Origin of the sequence: Polynucleobacter sp. MG-5-Ahmo-C2 (assembly GCF_018687735.1) — a bacterium.
Classification (GTDB): Bacteria; Pseudomonadota; Gammaproteobacteria; order Burkholderiales; family Burkholderiaceae; genus Polynucleobacter.
This window is the reverse complement of sequence record NZ_CP061304.1, coordinates 1183538-1204733: the sequence shown is the minus strand read 5'-3', so window position 1 is coordinate 1204733 and position 21196 is coordinate 1183538. Positions and strand designations below refer to the sequence as shown.

At 46.1% G+C, this 21196-nt stretch carries 22 protein-coding genes, 1 tRNA gene and 1 pseudogene; 11 read left to right on the top strand and 13 right to left on the bottom strand.

Annotated features, from left to right (window positions below; translation table 11 throughout):
- Positions 1 to 39 precede the first annotated feature (39 nt).
- Positions 40 to 1731 (bottom strand): dihydroxy-acid dehydratase, encoded by a 1692-nt coding sequence (ilvD, locus tag C2740_RS06255; protein ID WP_215292388.1) that lies wholly within the window; start codon positions 1729 to 1731, stop codon positions 40 to 42.
- Between the two features lie 227 nt (positions 1732 to 1958).
- On the opposite strand from ilvD, the gene C2740_RS06250 reads away from it, so the two are divergent.
- Positions 1959 to 2588, top strand: coding sequence for a response regulator transcription factor (locus tag C2740_RS06250; protein WP_215292386.1), 630 nt, complete (start codon positions 1959 to 1961; stop codon positions 2586 to 2588).
- Positions 2589 to 2666: 78 nt separating this feature from the next.
- Entirely contained in the window at positions 2667 to 3656 is a 990-nt protein-coding gene (locus C2740_RS06245; RefSeq protein WP_215292384.1) for a helix-turn-helix transcriptional regulator, read from the top strand.
- A gap of 25 nt (positions 3657 to 3681) precedes the next feature.
- Here the strand turns inward: C2740_RS06245 and C2740_RS06240 are convergent, their stop codons facing one another.
- From C2740_RS06240 to ppa, 3 genes are all read right to left on the bottom strand, one after another.
- The gene (locus C2740_RS06240) at positions 3682 to 4020 is read right to left on the bottom strand and encodes a P-II family nitrogen regulator (RefSeq protein ID WP_215292382.1); all 339 of its coding nucleotides are present in this window, start codon (positions 4018 to 4020) and stop codon (positions 3682 to 3684) included.
- Positions 4021 to 4092: 72 nt separating this feature from the next.
- On the bottom strand, positions 4093 to 5712 hold the full coding sequence (locus C2740_RS06235) for an NAD+ synthase (RefSeq protein ID WP_215292380.1): 1620 nt from the start codon (positions 5710 to 5712) through the stop codon (positions 4093 to 4095).
- Between the two features lie 40 nt (positions 5713 to 5752).
- Positions 5753 to 6289 carry an inorganic diphosphatase gene (ppa, locus tag C2740_RS06230; RefSeq protein WP_215292378.1) on the bottom strand — a complete coding sequence of 179 codons (537 nt, stop codon included), beginning with the start codon at positions 6287 to 6289 and terminating at the stop codon, positions 5753 to 5755.
- Positions 6290 to 6460: 171 nt separating this feature from the next.
- Between ppa and C2740_RS06225 the strand changes: the two genes are divergently transcribed.
- The gene (locus C2740_RS06225; RefSeq protein WP_215292376.1) at positions 6461 to 8521 is read left to right on the top strand and encodes a sodium-translocating pyrophosphatase; all 2061 of its coding nucleotides are present in this window, start codon (positions 6461 to 6463) and stop codon (positions 8519 to 8521) included.
- 69 nt (positions 8522 to 8590) lie between these two features.
- On the opposite strand, the gene trxB is transcribed toward C2740_RS06225, so the two are convergent.
- On the bottom strand, positions 8591 to 9547 hold the full coding sequence (trxB, locus tag C2740_RS06220; RefSeq protein WP_215292374.1) for a thioredoxin-disulfide reductase: 957 nt from the start codon (positions 9545 to 9547) through the stop codon (positions 8591 to 8593).
- A 96-nt stretch (positions 9548 to 9643) separates the two neighbouring features.
- Here trxB and C2740_RS06215 point away from each other — a divergent pair, with 96 nt between their 5' ends.
- The 4 genes from C2740_RS06215 to C2740_RS06200 all read left to right on the top strand — a co-directional run bounded on the left by C2740_RS06215 (position 9644) and on the right by C2740_RS06200 (position 14076).
- The gene (locus C2740_RS06215) at positions 9644 to 11899 is read left to right on the top strand and encodes a DNA translocase FtsK (RefSeq protein ID WP_215294338.1); all 2256 of its coding nucleotides are present in this window, start codon (positions 9644 to 9646) and stop codon (positions 11897 to 11899) included.
- Positions 11859 to 12590, top strand: a complete 732-nt coding sequence (locus tag C2740_RS06210) for an outer membrane lipoprotein carrier protein LolA (protein WP_251369610.1) — start codon at positions 11859 to 11861, stop codon at positions 12588 to 12590. The genes C2740_RS06215 and C2740_RS06210 overlap by 41 nt, the downstream gene beginning before the upstream one ends.
- Before the next feature lie 27 nt (positions 12591 to 12617).
- A complete protein-coding gene (gene serS, locus C2740_RS06205) occupies positions 12618 to 13940 on the top strand; it encodes a serine--tRNA ligase (protein ID WP_215292372.1) in 1323 nt (440 codons plus the stop codon).
- Positions 13941 to 13986: 46 nt separating this feature from the next.
- Positions 13987 to 14076 (top strand) — tRNA-Ser (locus tag C2740_RS06200).
- Positions 14077 to 14080: 4 nt separating this feature from the next.
- Here the strand turns inward: C2740_RS06200 and C2740_RS06195 are convergent.
- Both C2740_RS06195 and C2740_RS06190 read right to left on the bottom strand, forming a co-directional pair.
- Positions 14081 to 14437 carry a hypothetical protein gene (locus C2740_RS06195; protein ID WP_215292370.1) on the bottom strand — a complete coding sequence of 119 codons (357 nt, stop codon included), beginning with the start codon at positions 14435 to 14437 and terminating at the stop codon, positions 14081 to 14083.
- A gap of 88 nt (positions 14438 to 14525) precedes the next feature.
- Positions 14526 to 15278, bottom strand: a complete 753-nt coding sequence (locus C2740_RS06190) for a hypothetical protein (RefSeq protein ID WP_215292368.1) — start codon at positions 15276 to 15278, stop codon at positions 14526 to 14528.
- Positions 15279 to 15358: 80 nt separating this feature from the next.
- Here C2740_RS06190 and C2740_RS06185 point away from each other — a divergent pair, with 80 nt between their 5' ends.
- Entirely contained in the window at positions 15359 to 15619 is a 261-nt protein-coding gene (locus tag C2740_RS06185) for a hypothetical protein (RefSeq protein WP_215292366.1), read from the top strand.
- 19 nt (positions 15620 to 15638) lie between these two features.
- Here C2740_RS06185 and C2740_RS06180 read toward each other — a convergent pair whose 3' ends face one another.
- Positions 15639 to 16472 carry a hypothetical protein gene (locus C2740_RS06180; protein WP_215292364.1) on the bottom strand — a complete coding sequence of 278 codons (834 nt, stop codon included), beginning with the start codon at positions 16470 to 16472 and terminating at the stop codon, positions 15639 to 15641.
- Positions 16473 to 16687: 215 nt separating this feature from the next.
- Between C2740_RS06180 and C2740_RS06175 the strand changes: the two genes are divergently transcribed.
- A complete protein-coding gene (locus C2740_RS06175; protein ID WP_215292362.1) occupies positions 16688 to 16903 on the top strand; it encodes a YdcH family protein in 216 nt (71 codons plus the stop codon).
- Positions 16904 to 16931: 28 nt separating this feature from the next.
- Here C2740_RS06175 and C2740_RS06170 read toward each other — a convergent pair.
- Positions 16932 to 17060: pseudogene (locus C2740_RS06170) on the bottom strand (PhnA domain-containing protein); the annotation flags it as partial.
- A gap of 17 nt (positions 17061 to 17077) precedes the next feature.
- On the opposite strand from C2740_RS06170, the gene C2740_RS06165 reads away from it, so the two are divergent.
- Positions 17078 to 18886 carry an AsmA family protein gene (locus C2740_RS06165; RefSeq protein WP_215292360.1) on the top strand — a complete coding sequence of 603 codons (1809 nt, stop codon included), beginning with the start codon at positions 17078 to 17080 and terminating at the stop codon, positions 18884 to 18886.
- Between the two features lie 10 nt (positions 18887 to 18896).
- Here C2740_RS06165 and C2740_RS06160 read toward each other — a convergent pair whose 3' ends face one another.
- From C2740_RS06160 to C2740_RS06150, 3 genes are all read right to left on the bottom strand, one after another.
- Positions 18897 to 19247, bottom strand: a complete 351-nt coding sequence (locus tag C2740_RS06160) for a phage holin family protein (RefSeq protein ID WP_215294337.1) — start codon at positions 19245 to 19247, stop codon at positions 18897 to 18899.
- A gap of 68 nt (positions 19248 to 19315) precedes the next feature.
- A complete protein-coding gene (locus C2740_RS06155; RefSeq protein WP_215292358.1) occupies positions 19316 to 19516 on the bottom strand; it encodes a SlyX family protein in 201 nt (66 codons plus the stop codon).
- Positions 19517 to 19529: 13 nt separating this feature from the next.
- Entirely contained in the window at positions 19530 to 19751 is a 222-nt protein-coding gene (locus tag C2740_RS06150) for a hypothetical protein (protein WP_215292356.1), read from the bottom strand.
- A gap of 33 nt (positions 19752 to 19784) precedes the next feature.
- Between C2740_RS06150 and C2740_RS06145 the strand changes: the two genes are divergently transcribed.
- Complete coding sequence (locus C2740_RS06145; RefSeq protein WP_215292354.1) at positions 19785 to 20783, top strand: LLM class flavin-dependent oxidoreductase; 999 nt, start codon at positions 19785 to 19787, stop codon at positions 20781 to 20783.
- Here C2740_RS06145 and C2740_RS06140 read toward each other — a convergent pair.
- Positions 20778 to 21194, bottom strand: coding sequence for a putative toxin-antitoxin system toxin component, PIN family (locus C2740_RS06140; protein ID WP_215292351.1), 417 nt, complete (start codon positions 21192 to 21194; stop codon positions 20778 to 20780). The genes C2740_RS06145 and C2740_RS06140 overlap by 6 nt on opposite strands.
- Positions 21195 to 21196 lie beyond the last annotated feature (2 nt).

Here is a 21196-nt window from a genome sequence, read left to right as displayed (position 1 = left end):
CCCTAAATCTAGGGGCTTTTTTCTTTGCGGCTAACTCTTTTACAGATCGAGATTTAAATCGGTTACTGCGCCTTTACTTGCACTGCTTGCAAGGCTTGCATATTTAGCAAGCAATCCACGGGTATAACGTGGCTTTGGTTGTTTCCATGCCGCTTTGCGCTTAGCAATTTCTTCATCACTCACATTGAGTTGGATGAGGAGTTTATGAGCGTCGATCGTGACAGAGTCACCTTCATGAATGAGGGCGATGACGCCGCCAACATAAGCTTCAGGAGCTACGTGACCAACTACCATGCCCCAAGTGCCACCAGAGAAGCGGCCATCAGTGATCAGGCCAACAGACTCACCGAGGCCTTGACCAACCAGGGCAGAGGTAGGGGCGAGCATCTCACGCATACCGGGGCCACCTTTAGGGCCTTCGTAGCGGATGATCACAACATCGCCGTCCTTGATGTTTTGGGCCATGATGGCAGCCATAGCGTCATCCTCAGAATCAAAGACACGGGCTGGACCAGTGATGGATGGATTTTTGAGGCCAGTAATCTTGGCAACACAGCCTTCTGGAGAAATATTGCCTTTCAGAATAGCGAGGTGACCTTGCTTGTACAGAGGATTATCTAAAGTGCGAATGACCTTTTGATCAGCTCGTGGCACCGAGGGAATATCTTTCAATGTTTCAGTAATGGTTTTGCCAGTGATCGTCATGCAATCACCGTGTAATAAGCCGCCATCTAACAAAATCTTCATCACCTGCGGAATGCCGCCAGCCTGATGTAAGTCAGTTGCTAAATAGGTGCCAGATGGTTTCATATCCACAATGACTGGAACGCGTTGACGAATACGCTCAAAGTCATCAATGGTCCAGTCGATCTCTGCTGCACTGGTAATGGCCAAGAAATGCAATACCGCATTGGTAGAGCCGCCTACTGCCATGATCACGCTCACTGCGTTCTCAATGGATTTTTTGGTAATGATGTCGCGTGGACGTAAGTTATTTTTGATTGCCTCAACCAATACACGGGCTGATTCGGCGGCGCTAGCTACTTTTTCAGCATCTTCGTTAGCCATGGTTGAGGAATAAGGCAGACTCATGCCGAGTGCCTCAAAAGAGGAGCTCATGGTGTTCGCTGTATACATGCCGCCACATGATCCGCTGCCCGGGCAGGCGTGCTCTTCAACGCCTTTTAAATCTTCGGCACTTAATCTGCCGGACGTAAATTCCCCAACCGCCTCGAATGCAGAAACAATATTGAGATCTTTTCCTTTGTAATGGCCAGGCTTGATAGTGCCGCCATAGACATAGATTGCTGGCACATTGGTACGTGCAATTGCCATCATGCCGCCTGGCATATTTTTATCGCAACCACCAATGACAACAACGCCATCTTGCCAAAGACCGTTGACGCAAACTTCAATACTGTCCGCAATCACTTCACGAGAGACGAGGGAGTATTTCATACCCTCGGTGCCCATGCCAATGCCATCAGAAACGGTGGGAGTGCCAAACATTTGCGCTTTTGCGCCTGCCTCTTCCAAAGCATCCACTGCAGCATCTGCTAATTTTTGTAATCCGCTATTACAAGGGGTGATAGTGGAATGACCATTAGCAACGCCAACCATTGGCTTTGTGAAATCCTTATCTTTGTAGCCCATTGCGTAATACATCGAACGGTTGGGTGCGCGTGCAACCCCTTCGGTGACCATGCGTGAGCGTTCATTAAGGCGTTTCATGCTTTATTACTCCAAAAGGTTGGTGATGAAAGGCTCTATTGTGCCGTGAGAATTGAATGATGGCTCAGCTTCTGTGTGGCCTTAAACACCATCGAAATATATTGCAATGCAATATAAAAAACACTTAAGTCATCAATATTTGACAGCATTATTAGCTACTAAGCTAATAGCCTGGTTTAACTTACTCCTGTAAATTAGGCAAATCATGACTTTCCCCTTTGGATTCAATGACTAAAGTCGGCCATATCTACTTAATTGATGATGATGAATCGATGCGTATCTCCCTAGCGAGAATGCTTCGTGAACTGGGATATTTGGTTGAGGATTACGCTTCAGCCAGTGTTTTTTTGGAAAAGTCTGTCCCAGTCTCGCCAGCAGTCATTCTTCTGGATATGCAAATGCCTGACATCACTGGGTTAGATCTCCAAGAAAGGCTGCTTAAATTAGGTCGCAAAACGCCGATTGTCTTTGTCAGCGGCCAAAGTCACCCCCATCAAATTGTGCAAGGCCTAAAGAAGGGGGCAGTAGATTTTCTATTTAAACCCTTCAATTTAGAGGAGTTGCTCAAGGCCGTAGCCGATGGGGTGGATTTTGATAGTCGCCAGCTAAAGCGTATTTCCTTGGATGTGGAGACTAGAAGGTACTACGTAAGCCTTACACCGAGAGAGCGTGAAGTCTGTGGCTGGTTAGTTAAGGGACTTCTCAATAAAGACATTGCTGTTGTATTGGGCACAACTGACGCCACAATTAAGGTGCACAAAGCGCGAATCATGGATAAGATGCATGCTGACTCAGTGCAAACTTTGGTAAAAAAGTACCTTGAGTCAGATCTTGAGAATCACCCCTTAAACCATTAGCCTCATAGCCAATTATTCCCGTAACATTTTGGGATTAGTATCAGTTTTATTATTTACTTAAGAGACAGACGATCAGTCGTGAATAATTCAGCAAAGTTACCGGAGATTCGCAAAGAAGCTTTTATCAAGGCTAGAGAAGGTCTTGGTTTGAGCACAAAAGAGTTATCTGGCATGGCATGTCTCTCTGTCCGCCAAATACAGCAGATTGAAAATGGCGAGACAAATACTTTTTATAGCCCTCAAGTCAAAGTCACTGCGGCCAAAAAAGTTGCCCGTCTACTTAAACTAAATATAGAAGATGCTTTTGATTTTGGGGAGCAAGCTTCACCAGTAAAAAATATTCCAGAAAAATCAGTGGAGCAGGCAACTGAGAATCTAGAAAAATCATCTGCGCCAGAAAAAACTCCCAAGCCACAGCAAGACAAAGAAGCGCCAAAAGAAGCCATTAAAATCCCTAATCCGCTGAAACATCTTGAAAGCGGTAAAGCGCTTATACAAAGCAATCCAAAAAAGAAGCTCTTTGTTTTATTGGGTATTGGAGCGGCCTTAGCATTCTCTATGGTGAACTTACGCCCAGTATTTTTTCCTGAGCCGCCCAAAGAAGAGCTTGTGTTGGTGGAAGCGGTAGAAGAAGCCCCTCAAGCTAATGCGCCTCCAGAAGAGGCCAAGCCTATGGTGCCAACTCTAGCAGCAGCCCCGGTAGTAGCAGAGCTTGCGCTTCCTGCGGCAATTTCTACCGAGTGTCCAGTAGCCGATATGGCGGCGCTGACCTACAAGCCTGAGGCTCCTAAAAAGGCCGGTGATATGGTGTATGTTCAATCAAAAACAGCGCAAACTGTTTGCGTGATTGATGCAAGCGGTAAAAGTCAAAATAAAACCCTAGAGCCTGGTGTTGGGGCAAGTATCCGTGGCAAGCCACCTCTTAAGGTGCTCACATTTGGTTTGAATCAAGTGGATTTGTATTTCCAGGGTGGAAAAGTACGTTCAGATCCTGCTGGCAAAACAATTATTTTGGAGGCGGCTGAAATCAGTCAGCCTGGACCTCCAGCAGATTCTCAGATGCGCTGAGAATCTGTATTAGCTAAAACAACAATCAAACTGCAGATTCGTTAGTTTCGCCTGTGCGAATGCGGATGACCTGTTCAACTGCGGTCACAAAAATCTTTCCATCACCAATTTTTCCAGTGCGCGCAGCTTTGGTAATGGCTTCGATTGCAACTTCAACGCGATCGCCAGGCACGACTGCTTCGACTTTTACTTTAGGCAAGAAGTCCACGACGTATTCGGCGCCACGATAGAGTTCGGTGTGACCCTTTTGGCGTCCAAAGCCCTTCACTTCAGTGACGGTGAGGCCGGTAACACCTACTTCTGCCAAAGCTTCTCGAACTTCGTCTAGCTTGAACGGTTTAATGATTGATGTGATTAATTTCATTTATTCCCCCTAATGCAGTAATCATACCTAGAACTCAAGGATATCGTCAAAAACAACCCTCTATAGCAATGATTAGGCCCTAAATTGCGAGGTAATTGGGTAGCGCCAGTCGCGACCAAAAGCGCGGGTGGTTACGCGAACCCCTGGAGGTGCTTGGCGACGCTTATATTCATTTAATTTGATGAGGCGGGTGACCTTTTCGACACTCTCGGGATCGAAGCCGGCGGCAATGATTTGGGCTATGGATTGGTTCTGTTCCATGTACCGCTCTACGATGCCATCTAACACTTTGTAAGAGGGCAGGCTATCTTGGTCTGTTTGGTCGGGGCGCAATTCGGCAGAAGGTGCGCGAGTGAGAATGCGTTCCGGAATAACTTGTTGAATGGTATTGCGGTATTCGCACAGTCGATAGACTAAAGTCTTGGCAATATCTTTGATGACTGCAAAGCCGCCAGCCATATCGCCATACAGCGTGCAATAGCCAACCGCCATCTCACTTTTATTGCCGGTGGTTAAAACCAAGCGGCCAGTTTTATTGGAGAGCGCCATGAGGAGGGTGCCCCGCACGCGCGCTTGAATATTTTCTTCAGTAGCATCGACTTTCAAACCCTCGAACTGGGCTGCCAAAGCTTCTTCGAGAGCATCTACTGGACCGCTAATGGGAATCTCGTCGTATTGCACGCCTAAATTGTTGGCTAATTCCTGGGCATCAATCCAGGAAATGTCTGCTGTATAGCGTGAAGCCATCATGACGGCACGGACTTTATCCGCACCCAGGGCATCAACTGCAATGGCTAATACCAAAGCGGAATCTACGCCACCAGATAGACCAATAATGACTCCCGGAAAATGGTTCTTGGTGACGTAGTCACGTACCCCCAGAACCAATGCTTGATAGGCTTGCGCTTCAACACTTTGGGGTGGGCTGATAAAACCTTTTTCTAACTGGCCAGAGGGACTGACATCAACAATACCCAGGCCAATCTCAAACTGAGGCATCGCCATGAGCACTTCACCTTGGCTATTTAGTGCAAATGATCCACCATCAAAGACCAACTCATCTTGACCGCCAACGGCATTGACATAGACCAACGGCATTTTGGTTTGCGCAATATGCCCACGTAATACTTCGATGCGAAGAGTTTCTTTTTTCAGGTGATAAGGCGAAGCATTTGGGACCAGTAATACTTGCGCGCCAGCTGCATGGGCTTGTTTGGCAGGGCCAGCATGCCATGCATCCTCACACAAGATTAAGCCGTAACGAATTCCTGCGCATTCAAATACACAAGCTTGATTGCCAGGAACAAAATAGCGAACTTCATCAAATACTTCATGGTTGGGTAATTCTTGTTTGGCATAGCCTGCAATGACTTTGCCATTTTGTAAGACCGACGCAAAGTTTTGCAGACCGATTGAAGTTTGTTTTGGATGACCCACCACTACGGTAAGGTCGGGGTATTGTGCCAACTCTTTCATTAAGAGATCTAGCTGCTGCTGCGCCGCTTGAATGAAAGCGGGGCGGAGTAACAAATCTTCAGGGGGGTAGCCGGTGAGTGAAAGCTCAGGAGTAACTACGAGTTTGGCGCCTTGCTTAAAGGCATCCAGGGCGGCTTTGTGAATCAGTTGCGCGTTACCAGCCAGATCACCTAGTAAGGGGTTCATTTGGGCTAGGGCAATTTTTTGTGCGCTCACTCCGGTTCACAAAGCCTTTACTAATAAGGAAGGTTAAGAATTATTTTGACTCTTTGTTGTAGCGCTCGATGCCTTCCATAATTTCTGCATGGGCATCTGCAACCCCGCCCCAGCCTTTAACCTTGACCCACTTGCCTGGCTCGAGATCTTTGTAGTGCTCGAAGAAGTGTTGGATTTGGTTTAAACGCAATGGGTTGATATCTTCTGGTTTCTGCCAGTGTGTGTAAATTGGTAAAATTTTATCTTCTGGCACTGCTAATAATTTAGCGTCTTGCCCACCTTCATCTTCCATTTGCAAAACACCAATAGCGCGGCAACTGACAACTACACCAGGGATTAGTGGAAATGGAGTAATGACGAGAACGTCAACAGGATCGCCGTCACCAGCGATGGTTTTGTTGATGTAACCATAGTTGCATGGATAGTGCATTGCAGTACCCATAAAACGGTCAACGAAAATTGCGCCACTTTCCTTGTCTACTTCATATTTAATTGGATCCGCGTTCATTGGGATTTCAATAATGACGTTGAAGCTCTCAGGGATCTTTTTGCCTGGCTTGACGTTGTCGAGACTCATAAATACTCCGAATAGTGATTAGTAAATACCCTGATGCCGGCAAGGAGGCGTAGGGGTGATTCTGCTACATACTGATACAGCTTAAAGACCCTAGTTTAAAGCTTTCTAAAACCTGGTCGAACTAAGCGCTAGATATACAAAACGATAAGATCAACTTTAGGGAGTTCAAGCATGAGTAATATCACTTTAGGCTTGTATTTTGCCTTGGCGTGCGGTGTCCTGGCCGTAATTTACGGTTTTGTGATGCGCGGCTGGATTTTGAAGCAAAGTACAGGTAATGCCAAAATGCAAGAAATTGCAGAGGCGATTCAGCAGGGCGCGGCGGCTTATTTATCGCGCCAATATAAAACCATTGCCGGGGTTGGCGTGGTACTCACTATCCTTATGGCGCTCTTCCTCGACTTCGCGACTGCGATTGGTTTTGTGATCGGTGCCGTGCTATCTGGAGCATGCGGCTTTATTGGCATGAACGTTTCAGTGCGCGCTAATGTGCGCACAGCTGAAGCAGCTACTAAAGGAATGAACGAGGCACTCAATGTTGCATTTAAAGGCGGCGCAATTACTGGTATGTTGGTAGTTGGTCTTGGTCTCTTAGGTGTCAGCCTCTTCTTTATGTTTCTCGTATCGATTGGTGCAGGACGTGATCTCTCTGCTGTATTGCATCCCCTTATTGGCTTGGCATTTGGCTCATCTTTGATTTCGATCTTTGCGCGTCTTGGCGGCGGGATCTTCACTAAAGGCGCAGATGTTGGTGCTGACTTAGTTGGCAAGGTAGAAGCGGGTATTCCGGAGGATGATCCGCGTAATCCAGCAGTGATTGCCGATAACGTAGGTGATAACGTAGGTGACTGTGCAGGAATGGCGGCCGACTTGTTTGAAACTTATGCAGTGACATTGATTGCCACTATGGTGCTTGGTTCATTGATGGTGGCTGGTGCGCCGGTAGCTGCGATTGTTTATCCCTTGGTACTGGGTGGCGTTTCTATTATTGCCTCCATCATTGGTTGCTCTTTTGTAAAAGCAACGCCTGGCATGAGGAATGTGATGCCAGCTTTGTATAAGGGTTTGATCATTGCAGGTGCTTTATCGCTAGTAGCCTTCTACTTCGTGACCAACTTCATCATGCCTGATGATGCCTTGGGTATTCCGGGTAGCCAGTGGCGTTTGTTCGGCTCAACAGTAGTGGGTCTCTTGTTGACTGCTGGTTTGGTATGGATTACTGAGTACTACACCGGTACTCAGTTCAAGCCAGTGCAGCATATTGCTGAGGCCTCTACTAAAGGTCATGGCACTAACATCATTGCAGGTTTAGGCATCTCCATGAAGTCCACTGCTTATCCAGTGCTCTTTGTCTGTGCCGCTATTTTTGCAGCATATTGGTTGGCTGGTTTGTATGGCATTGCAATTGCAGCCACAGCAATGTTGTCTATGGCAGGTATTGTCGTTGCACTGGATGCTTATGGCCCAATTACTGATAATGCAGGCGGCATTGCAGAGATGGCTGGTTTACCGCAATCAGTGCGCGATATCACTGACCCACTGGACGCGGTGGGTAATACTACTAAAGCAGTTACCAAAGGTTATGCAATTGGCTCGGCTGGTTTAGCTTCACTTGTTTTGTTTGCTGACTACACCCATGCTCTAGAAGGTATTGGTCAGCAAGTCTCTTTTGATTTATCGAACCACATGGTGATCATTGGCCTCTTTATTGGCGGCATGATTCCTTACTTGTTCGGTGCGATGGCAATGGAAGCGGTAGGTCGCTGTGCTGGTGCGGTAGTGGAAGAGGTACGTCGCCAGTTCCGTGAGATTCCAGGAATCATGGAAGGCACTGCTAAGCCTGAATACGGTAAGGCAGTAGATATGCTTACGAGCGCAGCCATTAAAGAAATGATTGTTCCTTCGCTCTTGCCGGTAATTGCGCCTATCGTAGTAGGTCTCTTATTGGGCCCTGCTGCATTGGGCGGCTTACTCATGGGTACGATTGTGACTGGCTTGTTTGTAGCGATCTCGATGTGTACTGGTGGCGGTGCTTGGGATAATGCCAAGAAATATATCGAAGAGGGTAACTTTGGCGGTAAAGGTTCTGAAGCGCATAAGGCAGCGGTGACTGGTGACACTGTAGGTGATCCCTACAAAGATACTGCCGGTCCTGCGGTAAACCCTCTCATCAAAATCATTAATATTGTGGCATTGCTCATCGTGCCCTTGTTGCCGGTGATTTCACGTTAAGCAATAGAAGGCAACAAACAAAAACGCCTAGCAATGCTAGGCGTTTTTTATTGCCAAAACTAAGAACACTTAATTCAATGTTTCCAAATAGCGTTGTGCATCGAGTGCGGCCATGCAACCAGTGCCAGCGCTCGTAATTGCTTGACGATAGATATGGTCTTGCACGTCACCAGCAGCAAACACACCAGGGATGTTGGTTGCTGTGGCATTGCCCTCAAGTCCTGAGTGGGTCTTGAGGTAGCCGTTGTTCATATCTAGCTGACCAATAAAGAGTTCTGTATTGGGTTTGTGGCCAATCGCAATAAAGGCGCCAGTGACAGCAACATCTTCTGTGCTGCCATCTTGTTTCTTGATGCGCACACCAGTAACCCCTTTTTCATCGCCAAGTACCTCATCCAATGTTGAATTGAGTTTGAGTTCGACTTTGCCTTCAGCAACTTTCGCCATTAAGCGATCGTTCAAGATTGGCTCAGCACGGAATTTATCGCGACGGTGAATGACCGTTACTTTTTTAGCAATGCCAGTGAGGTAGAGTGCTTCCTCAACTGCAGTGTTACCACCGCCGACTACGCACACATCTTGATTGCGGTAAAAGAAGCCATCACAGGTTGCGCAACCAGAAACACCGCGACCCATGAATGCTTCTTCACTCGGCAAACCAATGTATTGGGCAGATGCTCCAGTACAAATAATCAAGGCATCGCAGGTATAGGTGCCAGAGTCACCAACCAAGCGAATGGGTTTCTCTTTGAGTGCTGCCGTATGAATATGGTCAAAAATAATCTCGGTATTAAAGCGTTCAGCATGCTTCAGAAAGCGGTCCATCAGCTCTGGGCCTTGGACCCCGTCTGCATCGGCAGGCCAGTTTTCGACGTCAGTAGTGGTCATTAATTGACCACCTTGAGCCAGGCCGGTAATGAGGGTAGGCTTTAAATTGGCTCGGGCAGCATAGACGGCGGCGGTATAGCCAGCAGGGCCAGATCCGAGGATAAGAACTTTGGAGTGTTTTGGGGTATTTGTAGTCATACCCAAATTATAGGTTTGCTTGTTTACAATCGGTAGAACATGGCTAGAACTGTATACCCGAAGTCCAAGGCTCCATTGAGCCCTCCGCCTCCAGAGATGGACGGGCCGGGCAGAATGCCCCGCCTTCTCCTAGAGGCCCGCTGGTTCATCTCCGTGGGTTTGTGCCTGGGTTTATTTGCCATTTTGCTAACGTATTCAAAGGCTGATCCCGCCTGGTCACACGCCAGTTTTGAGACTCCTAGAAACCTTGGCGGTCGTTTTGGGGCCTATTTGGCTGACCTGATGCTTTACATCTTCGGAATTTCCGCCTTCTGGTGGGTGGTTCTATTTGGTCGTAGGGTGCTTAATGGCTGGCGAGAGCTGTGGAGTGTTCCGCTTCCTGTAGACCCAAACGCCAAACCAGAATCTCTATTAGTGCGTTGGTTGGGCTTTGGACTGACCTTGTCTTGCAGTATGGGTCTTGAGTCCATTCGAATGCATTCCCTGTCCTGGCAGCTTCCACGGCCCCCTGGAGGCATCTTGGGTGAGTTGATTGGCGATCCGCTACAAATGTCTCTTGGTTTTACTGGGGCGACCTTGGTGCTCTTATTTGGCTTATGTGCCGGTTTATCCTTATTTCTGCATTTTTCTTGGCTCGATATTGCTGAGAAGGTGGGGCGCTTTTTCGAGGTGTCCTATCACCGCATTCGTGAGCGGCGCGATAGTCAAGAAGACCGCAAGTTGGGTGAGGCTGCTGCTGAAGAGCGTGAAGAGTTTGTGGAGGAGTTCCGCGGTCGTGTGGATGTTGCCGCGCCCGTACAAATTGTGCGTGCACCTATTGAGATAGCAAAGAGCGCTCGTGTTGAACGTGAGAAACAACAGCCACTGTTTGTGGATATTCCGGATTCAGAGTTGCCGCCATTAGCGTTGCTCGATCCTGTACCAGCAGCAAAAGAAACAATTTCTGCTGATGTCCTGGAATTTACCTCCCGTTTAATAGAGCGCAAGTTAGCCGAATTTAATGTTCAGGTAACTGTGATTGCCGCATATCCTGGCCCAGTAGTGACTCGTTATGAGATCGATCCAGCGATTGGTGTAAAGGGTAGTCAGATTGTCAATCTTTCACGTGACCTTGCACGTTCACTCGGCGTTGTGAGTATGCGGGTTGTCGAGACCATTCCAGGTAAGACTTGTATGGCTTTGGAATTACCAAATCCAACTCGTCAATCGGTATATTTGTCTGAGATTCTGACTTCACAGGTATACAACGACAACCATTCATTACTGACCTTAGCTTTAGGTAAAGATATCTCTGGTAGCCCAATGGTTGCAGACTTGGCAAAGATGCCACATTGTTTGGTTGCTGGTACTACTGGTGCTGGTAAGTCAGTTGGTATTAATGCCATGATTTTGTCATTGCTTTTTAAGGCTAAGCCTGATGAGGTGCGTCTGATCATGATTGATCCAAAGATGCTAGAGATGGCAATCTATGACAAGATTCCACACCTCTTATGTCCAGTAGTGACGGATATGAAGCAGGCTTACAACGCTCTCAATTGGGCAGTAAATGAAATGGAGCGCCGCTACAAACTCATGAGTAAGTTTGGTGTGCGTAACTTAGCAGGCTTTAATAAGAAAATTTTAGAGGCAGAAGAAAAAGGCGAGAAGCTCACCAATCCATTTAGCTTAACTCCGGATGATCCTGAGCCAATTTACAAGGCGCCAGTGATTGTTGTGATCATCGATGAGTTGGCTGACTTGATGATGGTTTCTGGTAAGAAAATCGAAGAGTTGATTGCGCGTATTGCACAGAAAGCGCGTGCTGCCGGTATTCACCTCGTACTTGCAACACAGCGTCCAAGTGTGGATGTGATTACTGGTTTGATTAAAGCGAACGTACCAACCCGCATCTCATTCCAGGTTAGTAGCAAAATCGACAGCCGCACAATTTTGGATCAGCAAGGCGCAGAAGCGCTTCTGGGTATGGGTGACATGCTGTATATGGCGCCAGGTACTGGCTTACCGGTGCGTGTGCATGGCGCATTTGTATCGGACGATGAGGTACATCGCGTGGTGGAGTGGCTTAAAGAGAAGGGCGAAGCCAATTACATTGATGGTGTGCTCGAAGGCGCTGATGAATCTAATGTTGACGCCTTGACTGGTGAGGGTGGCGGTGAAGCAGACCCACTTTATGATCAAGCGGTCGCCATCGTTCTTGAAAACAAGCGCCCATCCATTTCTTTAGTGCAACGTCATTTGCGCATTGGTTACAACCGCGCAGCCCGCTTGCTAGAGGATATGGAAAAAGCAGGACTCGTATCCAAGATGGGCAATGGCGGCAATCGCGAAATCTTGCATCGCCCTTCGGAATAAGGCAGTCATTTTGCAAAGATTCCTATCAGCAGCAATCGTTACAGCAGCCATTTTGTTTTCGAATGCGGCCATTTCTCAAAGCGAAAGTGGCGCTGATCAATTACGTCAGTTTGTGCGGAACTCCAAAACAGCCGAAGGTGACTTCTTGCAACAGCAACTGCGCGCTCCTAAGGCAGGCGAGTCACAAGACAAAGGCTTAAAAGTAGTTCGCCAGACACAAGGTCACTTTGTATTTGAGCGTCCAGGACGATTTATTTGGGACACACAAAAACCATACGAGCAAAAACTGATTGCCGACGGTAAGCAACTCATTTTGTGGGATAAGGATTTAAATCAAGCCACTATTCGTCCTGCAGGACAAGCATTGGCTGCTACACCGGCGGCTATTTTATTCGGTCAAACCTCATTAGATCAGCACTTTGATTTAGTGGAGGGTGACGAGCGCTTAGGCATGAAGTGGGTAACCTTATCTCCCAAGAAAAATCCCAATGCAAACAGCGGCAATGATCTTCCCTACACAAAGATTTCGGTAGGAATGCTTAATGGCCTCCCCAAAGCCCTGGAGCTGATAGACGGTCTTGGAAGTGTGGTTTTAGTTACCCTGGACAAGATCAAGCTGAACGTCAATCTACCCGCAAATCGCTTTACTTTCACGCCACCCGCCGGCGCTGAAGTCTTACGCTTAAACTAGAGTCTAAATACCCAACCAGAGCAATATATGATTGATCCGCAATTACTCCGCAAAGATATCGCTGCAGTTCAAGCACGCTTGGCTACTCGTAAATTTCAGCTTGACGTCGAGAAATTCAACGCCTTAGAGTCTGAGCGTAAATCTTTACAAACCCGCACAGAAGAATTGCAAGCTAAGCGCAATCAATTGGCAAAAGCCATTGGCATGAAAAAAGGTAAGGGCGAGGATGCTTCTGCGGAGATGTCAGAGGCTAGTCAGATTAATGTGGATATGGAATCTGGCGCGGCAAGACTAGCCATTCTTCAGGTGGAGATTTCTGATTTCTTAATGGGCATCCCCAATCTTCCGGATGAGTCTGTGCCAACGGGTAAAGACGAGACTGAGAATACAGAAATCAAGCGCTGGGGTGAAGAGCCGTTTTTTGACTTTGAAATTAAAGATCACGTGGATCTTGGTGGACCATTGGGCTTAGATTTTGAAGTAGCAGCCAAGATTAGTGGTTCACGTTTTGTGGTACTCAAAGGGCCGATTGCGAGATTGCATCGTGCCTTAGCGCAATTCATGATTGATACCCATGCAACAACTCATGATTATCAAGAGGTCTATGCGCCCTATATGGTCAATGCAGCTTCCATGCGCGGCACTGGCCAGTTACCGAAGTTTGAAGAAGACCTCTTTAAGGTTCCTCGCCAGATGGGTGGCGAAGATGCGAAGGGCATAAATGCGGGCGAAGCAAAAATAGAAAACTTCTACCTGATACCAACCGCAGAAGTTCCTGTGACTAATTTGGTAAGAGACGAGATTGTGAATGCTGACAAGCTCCCATTGAAATTTGTTGCGCATACGCCATGCTTCCGCTCCGAAGCGGGTAGTTATGGTCGTGATGTGCGCGGCATGATTCGTCAGCACCAGTTCGAGAAGGTGGAATTGGTGCAGATCACAAAACCAGAGGACTCTATGCAAGCTTTAGAGGAATTAACTGGCCATGCAGAAAGCATTCTGGAGCTACTGGAGTTGCCATACAGAAAGGTATTGCTCTGTACGGGTGATATGGGATTTGGTAGTACTAAGACTTATGACTTAGAAGTGTGGGTACCTTCACAAAGGGCATACAGGGAAATTAGCTCATGCTCCAGCATGGGGGACTTTCAAGCAAGACGCATGCAGGCTAGATTTAAAGCAGGCCAAGGCAAACCAGAGCTAGTTCATACCTTAAACGGTTCGGGTCTTGCTGTCGGTAGAGCATTAGTTGCGCTTATTGAGAATAAGCAGCAGGTCGATGGCAGTATCGCTATTCCAAAAGCACTGCAACCCTATTTGGGTGGCTTAACAGTGCTGAAGCCTGTTTAAGTAAAAACCAAACAAATACCCCAAAGCTATAATTGCACTTCGGTTCGGAGAGGTGGCAGAGTGGTCGAATGTACCTGACTCGAAATCAGGCGTAGGGTCAAACCTACCGAGGGTTCGAATCCCTCCCTCTCCGCCAAAAACTAGTCAATGGTTTTCATTAAGATTTTGTTAGCTGCTTCAGCATACTGATTCATAGTTTTAACCAACATTGGGGTTGGTCGAACATACTTGATGCGCTTATCTGACTCATCTAGGTAGTGCTCAACCCAGCCATCATTCACAAATCTTAAATAGTGCCCTCTTACGGCAGTATAGGAATGGGGTACTGACGCAAAAAGTTCTTTGATGGAGATATTGTTTTTAGCGTAGTTGTTGATGGCTAAAACAAGAATTAAATCATATGCAATGAGAGAATTTTCTATTGGCAGGTTATCTTTGCACCAAGACCGTAAGGCAAAAATGCCACCAATCATTAATTCATGAGTTTCACTAAACATCCTTGGACTCTATCAGCTATATAGCGGAATAGATATCTAAATAGACATCTTAAAGAGATGTATTTATGTACTCTATAAATGGTTAGTGTTAAAAGCTAACGGCTGCAATCAACTTCACAACCCAGTTATCGCTATTGAGATTGGTCCCCTTGCCAATACCAAAGTTAATGCTCGATTTATCTATCTTGGTGTCCAAGACCAGATAGGCAGTATTGAAGCGTTGTGCAATAGGAAAGGCATTGGTTGTGTTGCTGATTTCGCTGTAATACTCGCTACCAATTGAGGTATTTGGCGTAACTGAATACGCAATTTTTCCGCTCGGTGCAAAAGTAGCGCCGCCACTTTTGTTTAAACCAAAATCAACGGATGGATTTACTGTAAAACGCCACTTAGCCATTTGCAGGGCTAAGATTGGCGTCATTTCATAAAAGATCTGATTATCTCCACCAATATCTTTTAGATAAACAATTTCATTTTTAATGCCGTAATGCCAAATACCCTCTTCGTCATGGGTGGGAATATACATTTGACCTACTTTGCCGCCATTCACATAAGAAATACCGTTGTATTTACTAAGGAAAGCATTGACGGCAACTTCATTGTTGTGAGCAATGCCATAGGCATATTCTAGGCGCGTCTGAAATACATTTGAGCTGATGCCTTGTGCTGCACTGGGCTGATAGAGGTTGGTCTCAACTTCATAACTAGACTGGTGCAGTTCGGCAATCAGTTCATCGTGGACCTTGATTTCAAACGGAGCGGCCATTAGCTTGGCACTCAGTATGGCCAGCAATAAAAAAGACTTTTTTAAGATCTTGATGGAACGATTTCGACGAGGCATTGCATTACTATAAAGCCATTAGGGCATAGCTATAAGCATCCTAGAATAGAATGGGCATATTCTATCTGCCTATCATTCTCATGAAAATTACCTCTTACCTCTCCTTAGTTTTAATTCTTGGATTAGTAGCTTGTGGAACCCCCGATAGTGAATTCGGAGTCTATAAACAATCGGATGGCGCGATTGGAGTTCATGCTCCAAAAGGTTCAAAAGAGTCCGAGACTCAAGAGATGGCGCTTGCAGAATGCAAGAAGCTAGGAAAGCAGAATGCAGTGGCTGTCGAAAGCAGGAAAACGGTCAATGACCGTTTTCCTATGACTTACATTTATTTGTGTAGATGAACTTTGCTAAGGTGTCTACTTAGCTTAGCAACCACTTCTTAATCGACTTATTCACGCACATTGCATCTAGGGCAAGACCGAAGAACTCGGAACCATTGGTGACCATGCTTTCAATCGCCTCTACCTTGCCAGACTTAATTCCACGCAAGTAAGTTGCTGCACGATAACGTAAAAAGTGCTCTGTTTTACCTGCTTCATTTTCAGTGGAGCAGAGCTCAAGACTGCCATAGCGGGTTTCTGGGTTGATATTCAAGATCGCCAGACCCAATGCGCCGATGAGATTTTCTGGAACAGGGATTGGTACATAAGAGTAGAGTGAGATTAGCATTTCTTGTTCATCCACTTCAATGATGTGATCAATATCCAAAACATCTTGTTCTGTTAACTCTGTTTCACCAGAATCACCACCACCAAAGGTAGACTCAAATTGCAGCATCGCAGTGTTGCTGCCTTTTGAGATTTCAATCATGTCAGGATAGCCAAGCAAGCCTTTCCACCAATACATGAGAGAGAAGGTGCAAGGCTTTACCTCTACCAAACCTTTGTTAGTGGATTTAGCAAAGTACAGGCCATAAAACTCATCATCTTTCTCGAGTCCATATTGGTCTACTTTTGCAGATTTAATCGATGCTTTCTTGGGCGCTTTTTTAGTCGGCTTCTTAGCGGCTGGCTTTTTAACTGCTGGCTTCTTAGTGGGCGCTTTCTTTGTTACCACTTTCTTCACCGCCTTTTTGGCGACCTTCTTACTGACTACCTTCTTCGGCGCAGTTTTTTTGACTACCTTCTTTGTAGGGGCTTTTTTAACCACCTTGGTAGCTACTTTCTTTTTTGCTGGAGATTTCTTTGTAGCCATGGTTTTTTTACCCTTCATTTGGTTTAAATATGCTTCAGTGCTTTAGATATTACTGCAAGTTCCTTGCAGTTTTACTACAGTCGATAGGGGTTTATCCCGCTCATTGTAAGAGGGGGTTATGGGATATAAATACTGCTATAGCCATTGTCCTATTCTTGGGCCAGGGCTACACTAAAGCTCGGTAGCTCGTTAAAACCCAAATACAAAGAGGCCCTATGTTTCCAGAATATCGCGAATTGATTACCAAGTTAAAAACCTCTGATCGCCACTTTTCTCATTTGTTTGATAAGCACAATCATTTGGACCAAAAAATTCAAAGAATGGAAGCCCATGCAGAGCCAAGCACTCCAGAAGAAATCGAAATCTTGAAAAAAGAGAAGTTGTTATTAAAGGATCAAATCTACGCTGTGCTAAAAAAAGCAAGCAACTAAGAGAGCAACCAAGTATTTTAAGGAAACAGGCTTTGAGTAACATATTGCCTGCTTCTGTTTTGCAGTCCACCTCATGATCTTCTGAGACTAAGCGAATTCCTTTGATTTTGGTTCCCACCTTTAATGTAGTGGGGGCTAGCTGTCTCTGTGAGCCCAATATAGAATGAATATGCCATGAGTAAAGCCTTAAAAATTATCCTAATCGTTTTTGCTGCCATCTTTGTCATTGCTGGCCTGGGCGTTTGGTATATTGCCTCATCCATTAATCCAGCGCAATTCACTCAATTACTCAGCTCGACAGTCAAAGAGTCAACTGGACGAGATCTCAACATTGCGGGTCCAGTAAGCCTAAGCATCTTTCCGTCCATCGGCATTAAGGCTGAGCAGGTAAGCTTAAGTAATGCTTCGTGGGCGAGCGATGCTCAAATGCTATCTTTAAAGCGCGCTGAGCTCGAGGTGAAGTTACTCCCCTTATTTTCAGGAAACGTAGAAATTAGTAGCATCAATCTTGCTGGACTGGATGCTCATTTGCAGCTTAATAAAGCTGGACAAAGCAATTGGCATGTAGCGCCTCCAGTAGATCCTGTAAATTCACCGGGTGTTGCCAGCGGCGTACCGCCTAAAACCGAATCTAGTGACCGTACCTTCATTGCAATCCAGACTATTCATATTTCGGATGCGCGCATTTCCTACCAAGATGGTGCTAGCCCGGTTCGGTTAATAGAGATCCCCAAGCTCTCAATCAGTGGTGACGGGAATAAGACTAGCATCTTGCTTGATCTTCAATATGGTAATTACAAAGTAGGTCTCAAGGGGAAGACGGGTTCACTCCGTCAGGCCATCACTGATTGGAATCAAAATCCTGTGACGACGAATTTGGATTTGACGCTGACTCTGAATGGAAAGTCTCTGGATATTACGGGCAAGATTGATAAGGCCCCGAAGGCCTTGCCGCAATTTGATATCAAACTGGATTCTAAGTCGTTTGACTTCATTCCTTTGGCGGCAGCATCTCTTGTGTCTTCAGGTAAAAAAGCTACCGCCCTTGCAAAACCCGTAGTCAGTCAAAATAAATATTTTTTTAGTGACGACCCTTTGCCATTTGGTTTACTGCCAAACGCCAATGGAAAGATTGCATTCAATATTGCTCAGCTTGGGGTACCAGATCAAGCGCCCTTAAAGGACGTGAGCGGCACCATTGCCTTTAAAGGCGACGTGATTGATGTTCGTGATCTGAAATTTGACTTAGGCAAAGGGCGGGCCCAAGCGCAAATTTCACTGTCGCAAATTCACAGCGGCATGCCTATTATGTCTATGAAGGCCATTGCCAAAGGCTTTACCTTGGAGCAGGTCATTGTTAGCAGTGACTCAAGCGCCAAGATGAGTGGGGGCGATGCCCAAATTGCCTCAAATTTATCGGGCAGAGGAAAAAGTTTGCATCAGCTGATTGGGAATGCTAATGGCGCAGTACAAATCACTGTGGGTCAAGCTCGCTTAGACTCAAAGCTATTAAACACTGCCGGCGATTTAGCTATCACCATCATGGATACCTTAAATCCCATGCGCAAGCAGAGCAATCACACCGTCTTGGAGTGTGCGGTGGCTTATTTGCCGGTGAGTAATGGCATGGTCAACATCAGGGATTCGGTTGGGGTGGAAACCGATAAGTTGGATATCGTTTTATCAGGAACGGTGAATTTGAATACCGAAGTAATTAATTTGAAGATTGATCCCCATCAAAAATCAGGCTTTACTACTGGAGTTGATCTGGGCAGCCTGGTAAAGCTAGAGGGCACCTTGCAAAATCCTAAAGCTGGGGTGAATAAAGAAGGGCTTGTGAATAGCGCCGTATCGATTGGATTGGGCTTTTTGACTGGTGGAATTAGTCTTGCTGCTGAGAATGCTAAATCTATGAGCACCAAGAGGCAGCCTTGTAAAACGGCAATGCACTCTTGGGCCGACATTTATCCTGGGTCTAATTAAGGCCTAGCCTTTAAAAAACCAAGCCACTCACAAAGAGGCTGAACAAAGAAATAAAGATGCTGGCAAAGAAGGCTGTCCAGAAGCTAGAGATCGTAAAGCCACTAACAACTGCTGATACCAGCATCAAGACCAAAGCATTAATCACTAATAAAAATAAGCCCATCGTTACTACCGTTAAAGGCAATGTGAATAAGATTAGTAAAGGCTTAACGATGGCGTTGGCAAATCCTAATAGTAGGGCGGCAATGATGAGCGAGCCACCATCCGCAAAGCGTAAGCCGCTAAAGATGTAGCTCGCTACCCAAAGAGACAAAGAAGTGAGGCCCCACTGAACTAAAAATGGTGTTAAGTTACCCATGATTTTCTTCCTTTTATGTTGATCAGAAGCTTGTAGAGGATGATGCTTGCAGATTCATCTTATCAGTCGTATTAGTAATGCGGAGGGATTTCATCTTTGAGGCTGCCGCCTCCGCCGCTAGAGCTGCTTGCCTGCTCTTTAATGGCTTTCAGTTCTCGATACAGAAATTCAATTTGCTGCTGTTGTTTGTAAACGGTCTCATTTAATTTTTCGATGAGATCCTCAGTAAAGCTTAATTTAATTTCTAGATTGGTAATGCGGTCATCAGTCATTTGATTTGCCTTTTTATTCTGAGACGAGTTCAAAGCGCCCATCTTCCATTTCTGCTTTTGGTCTAATCCAAAAATCATGAGATTGCATTGATTCATAAACGTAAGCTGGCGCAAGAGAGGCTTCAATATTTGCCAGTAAAACTACTTTATAAAAGCCGCCGCTCTTTTTGTGCTTGAGTTTGCTGCCAGGCTTAAATAAGCCTTCATCAGGGGCTGCCATTTTGGACTTAGTCATGTCGATAATGCACTTTCTCAGTATGATCTGGTGATGGCAAATTCCATCCCGTACTCCATTCTAGATATATCTCCTATTCCGCAAGGTTTTACTGCGGAGGATGCTTTACGTAATTCCTTGGATGTTGCTCAGCATGCAGAAAAATGGGGTTATACCCGTTATTGGGTTGCTGAACACCACAATATGACAGGTAATGCGAGTTCAGCTACTGCTGTCTTGATTGGCTACTTAGCTGCAGGCACTGCTTCTATTAAGGTTGGTTCTGGTGGGGTCATGCTGCCCAATCATGCCCCTTTGGTCATTGCTGAACAGTTTGGAACATTGGAATCTTTATATCCCGGCCGGATTGAGTTGGGCTTAGGCCGAGCCCCCGGTACTGATCAGATGACAGCTAGAGCATTGCGTCGTGATCTGATGGGTAGTGATGATCGCTTTCCACAAGATATCCGTGAGTTGCAGCATTACTTTGGCCCAATACAGGAAGGACAGTCTGTGAGAGCTATTCCAGGGGCCGATACCAATGTACCGATTTGGATCCTAGGCTCAAGTCTTTATGGGGCACAGTTGGCTGCCCATTTTGGCTTGCCTTATGCCTTCGCTTCACATTTCGCGCCAGAGCAATTATTGGAGGCAATGAAGATCTATCGTGAACTCTTTAAGCCGTCAGCCCAATTGGCAGATCCATACTCGGCATTTGTCATGAATGTGGTGGCCGCTGGCACAGATGAAGAGGCGCAGCATCTATTTACCAGCCTGCAGCAACACTTTATACGAATGCGTCGCAATACTCGGGGGCAACTGCCACCACCCATCGACAATCTAGACACCTTCTGTGAGCCCCATGAAAAAGCTGCTGTCACCCAGATGTTGCAATGCTCAGTAGTCGGATCTTTAGAGACCGTTAAAAAAGAGCTGCGTCATTGGTTGGATGCTACCGGTGCAAATGAGATCTTGTTTACTGGGCAGATCTTTGATCACCAGGCCCGCTTGCGATCGTTTGAAATTGCAGCGGAGGCTGCCCAATCTTTATAAGGCTAAAGACTTGTAGTCAGCGGAAATGAAGATATTTTCTTTTGCAGCGCGAGCGGCAAACTTTAATACTTCATTATCTTTGCTCATCAGAGTGCAAGGCTTTGCTGTAAAGGCCAAGTCTAAAAAGACTTGATCATCAGGATCTTGGCAGCACCAAGGAGATGGCAAGAGGCCTTGATCATCCAACACTCGGGCTAACGATTTCCACTGCAGCAAGATCTTCTCTTGATCTGCTGCCTCTATCGAGAATAGCGGGCGAGAGATAACATCTGCAAACTCTTCTAAAGTTTTAGGACTAGCAAGTGCATCAATTTGTTTCTCAAGCAACGCTTGCTTTAAATGCACTGCTTTGAAGTCATTGAAGACAAATAGGTCTAACAGAACATTGGTGTCAAAGACGACTACTTTCATCT

Coding starts and splice junctions, on each gene's coding strand:
- ilvD (WP_215292388.1), bottom strand. CDS start 1,731: ATGAAACGCCTTAATGAACGCTCACGCATGGTCACCGAAGGGGTTGCA.
- C2740_RS06250 (WP_215292386.1), top strand. CDS start 1,959: ATGACTAAAGTCGGCCATATCTACTTAATTGATGATGATGAATCGATG.
- C2740_RS06240 (WP_215292382.1), bottom strand. CDS start 4,020: ATGAAATTAATCACATCAATCATTAAACCGTTCAAGCTAGACGAAGTT.
- ppa (WP_215292378.1), bottom strand. CDS start 6,289: ATGAGTCTCGACAACGTCAAGCCAGGCAAAAAGATCCCTGAGAGCTTC.
- C2740_RS06225 (WP_215292376.1), top strand. CDS start 6,461: ATGAGTAATATCACTTTAGGCTTGTATTTTGCCTTGGCGTGCGGTGTC.
- trxB (WP_215292374.1), bottom strand. CDS start 9,547: ATGACTACAAATACCCCAAAACACTCCAAAGTTCTTATCCTCGGATCT.
- C2740_RS06215 (WP_215294338.1), top strand. CDS start 9,644: ATGGACGGGCCGGGCAGAATGCCCCGCCTTCTCCTAGAGGCCCGCTGG.
- C2740_RS06210 (WP_251369610.1), top strand. CDS start 11,859: ATGGCGGCAATCGCGAAATCTTGCATCGCCCTTCGGAATAAGGCAGTC.
- serS (WP_215292372.1), top strand. CDS start 12,618: ATGATTGATCCGCAATTACTCCGCAAAGATATCGCTGCAGTTCAAGCA.
- C2740_RS06195 (WP_215292370.1), bottom strand. CDS start 14,437: ATGTTTAGTGAAACTCATGAATTAATGATTGGTGGCATTTTTGCCTTA.
- C2740_RS06190 (WP_215292368.1), bottom strand. CDS start 15,278: ATGCCTCGTCGAAATCGTTCCATCAAGATCTTAAAAAAGTCTTTTTTA.
- C2740_RS06185 (WP_215292366.1), top strand. CDS start 15,359: ATGAAAATTACCTCTTACCTCTCCTTAGTTTTAATTCTTGGATTAGTA.
- C2740_RS06180 (WP_215292364.1), bottom strand. CDS start 16,472: ATGGCTACAAAGAAATCTCCAGCAAAAAAGAAAGTAGCTACCAAGGTG.
- C2740_RS06175 (WP_215292362.1), top strand. CDS start 16,688: ATGTTTCCAGAATATCGCGAATTGATTACCAAGTTAAAAACCTCTGAT.
- C2740_RS06165 (WP_215292360.1), top strand. CDS start 17,078: ATGAGTAAAGCCTTAAAAATTATCCTAATCGTTTTTGCTGCCATCTTT.
- C2740_RS06155 (WP_215292358.1), bottom strand. CDS start 19,516: ATGACTGATGACCGCATTACCAATCTAGAAATTAAATTAAGCTTTACT.
- C2740_RS06150 (WP_215292356.1), bottom strand. CDS start 19,751: ATGACTAAGTCCAAAATGGCAGCCCCTGATGAAGGCTTATTTAAGCCT.
- C2740_RS06145 (WP_215292354.1), top strand. CDS start 19,785: ATGGCAAATTCCATCCCGTACTCCATTCTAGATATATCTCCTATTCCG.
- C2740_RS06140 (WP_215292351.1), bottom strand. CDS start 21,194: ATGAAAGTAGTCGTCTTTGACACCAATGTTCTGTTAGACCTATTTGTC.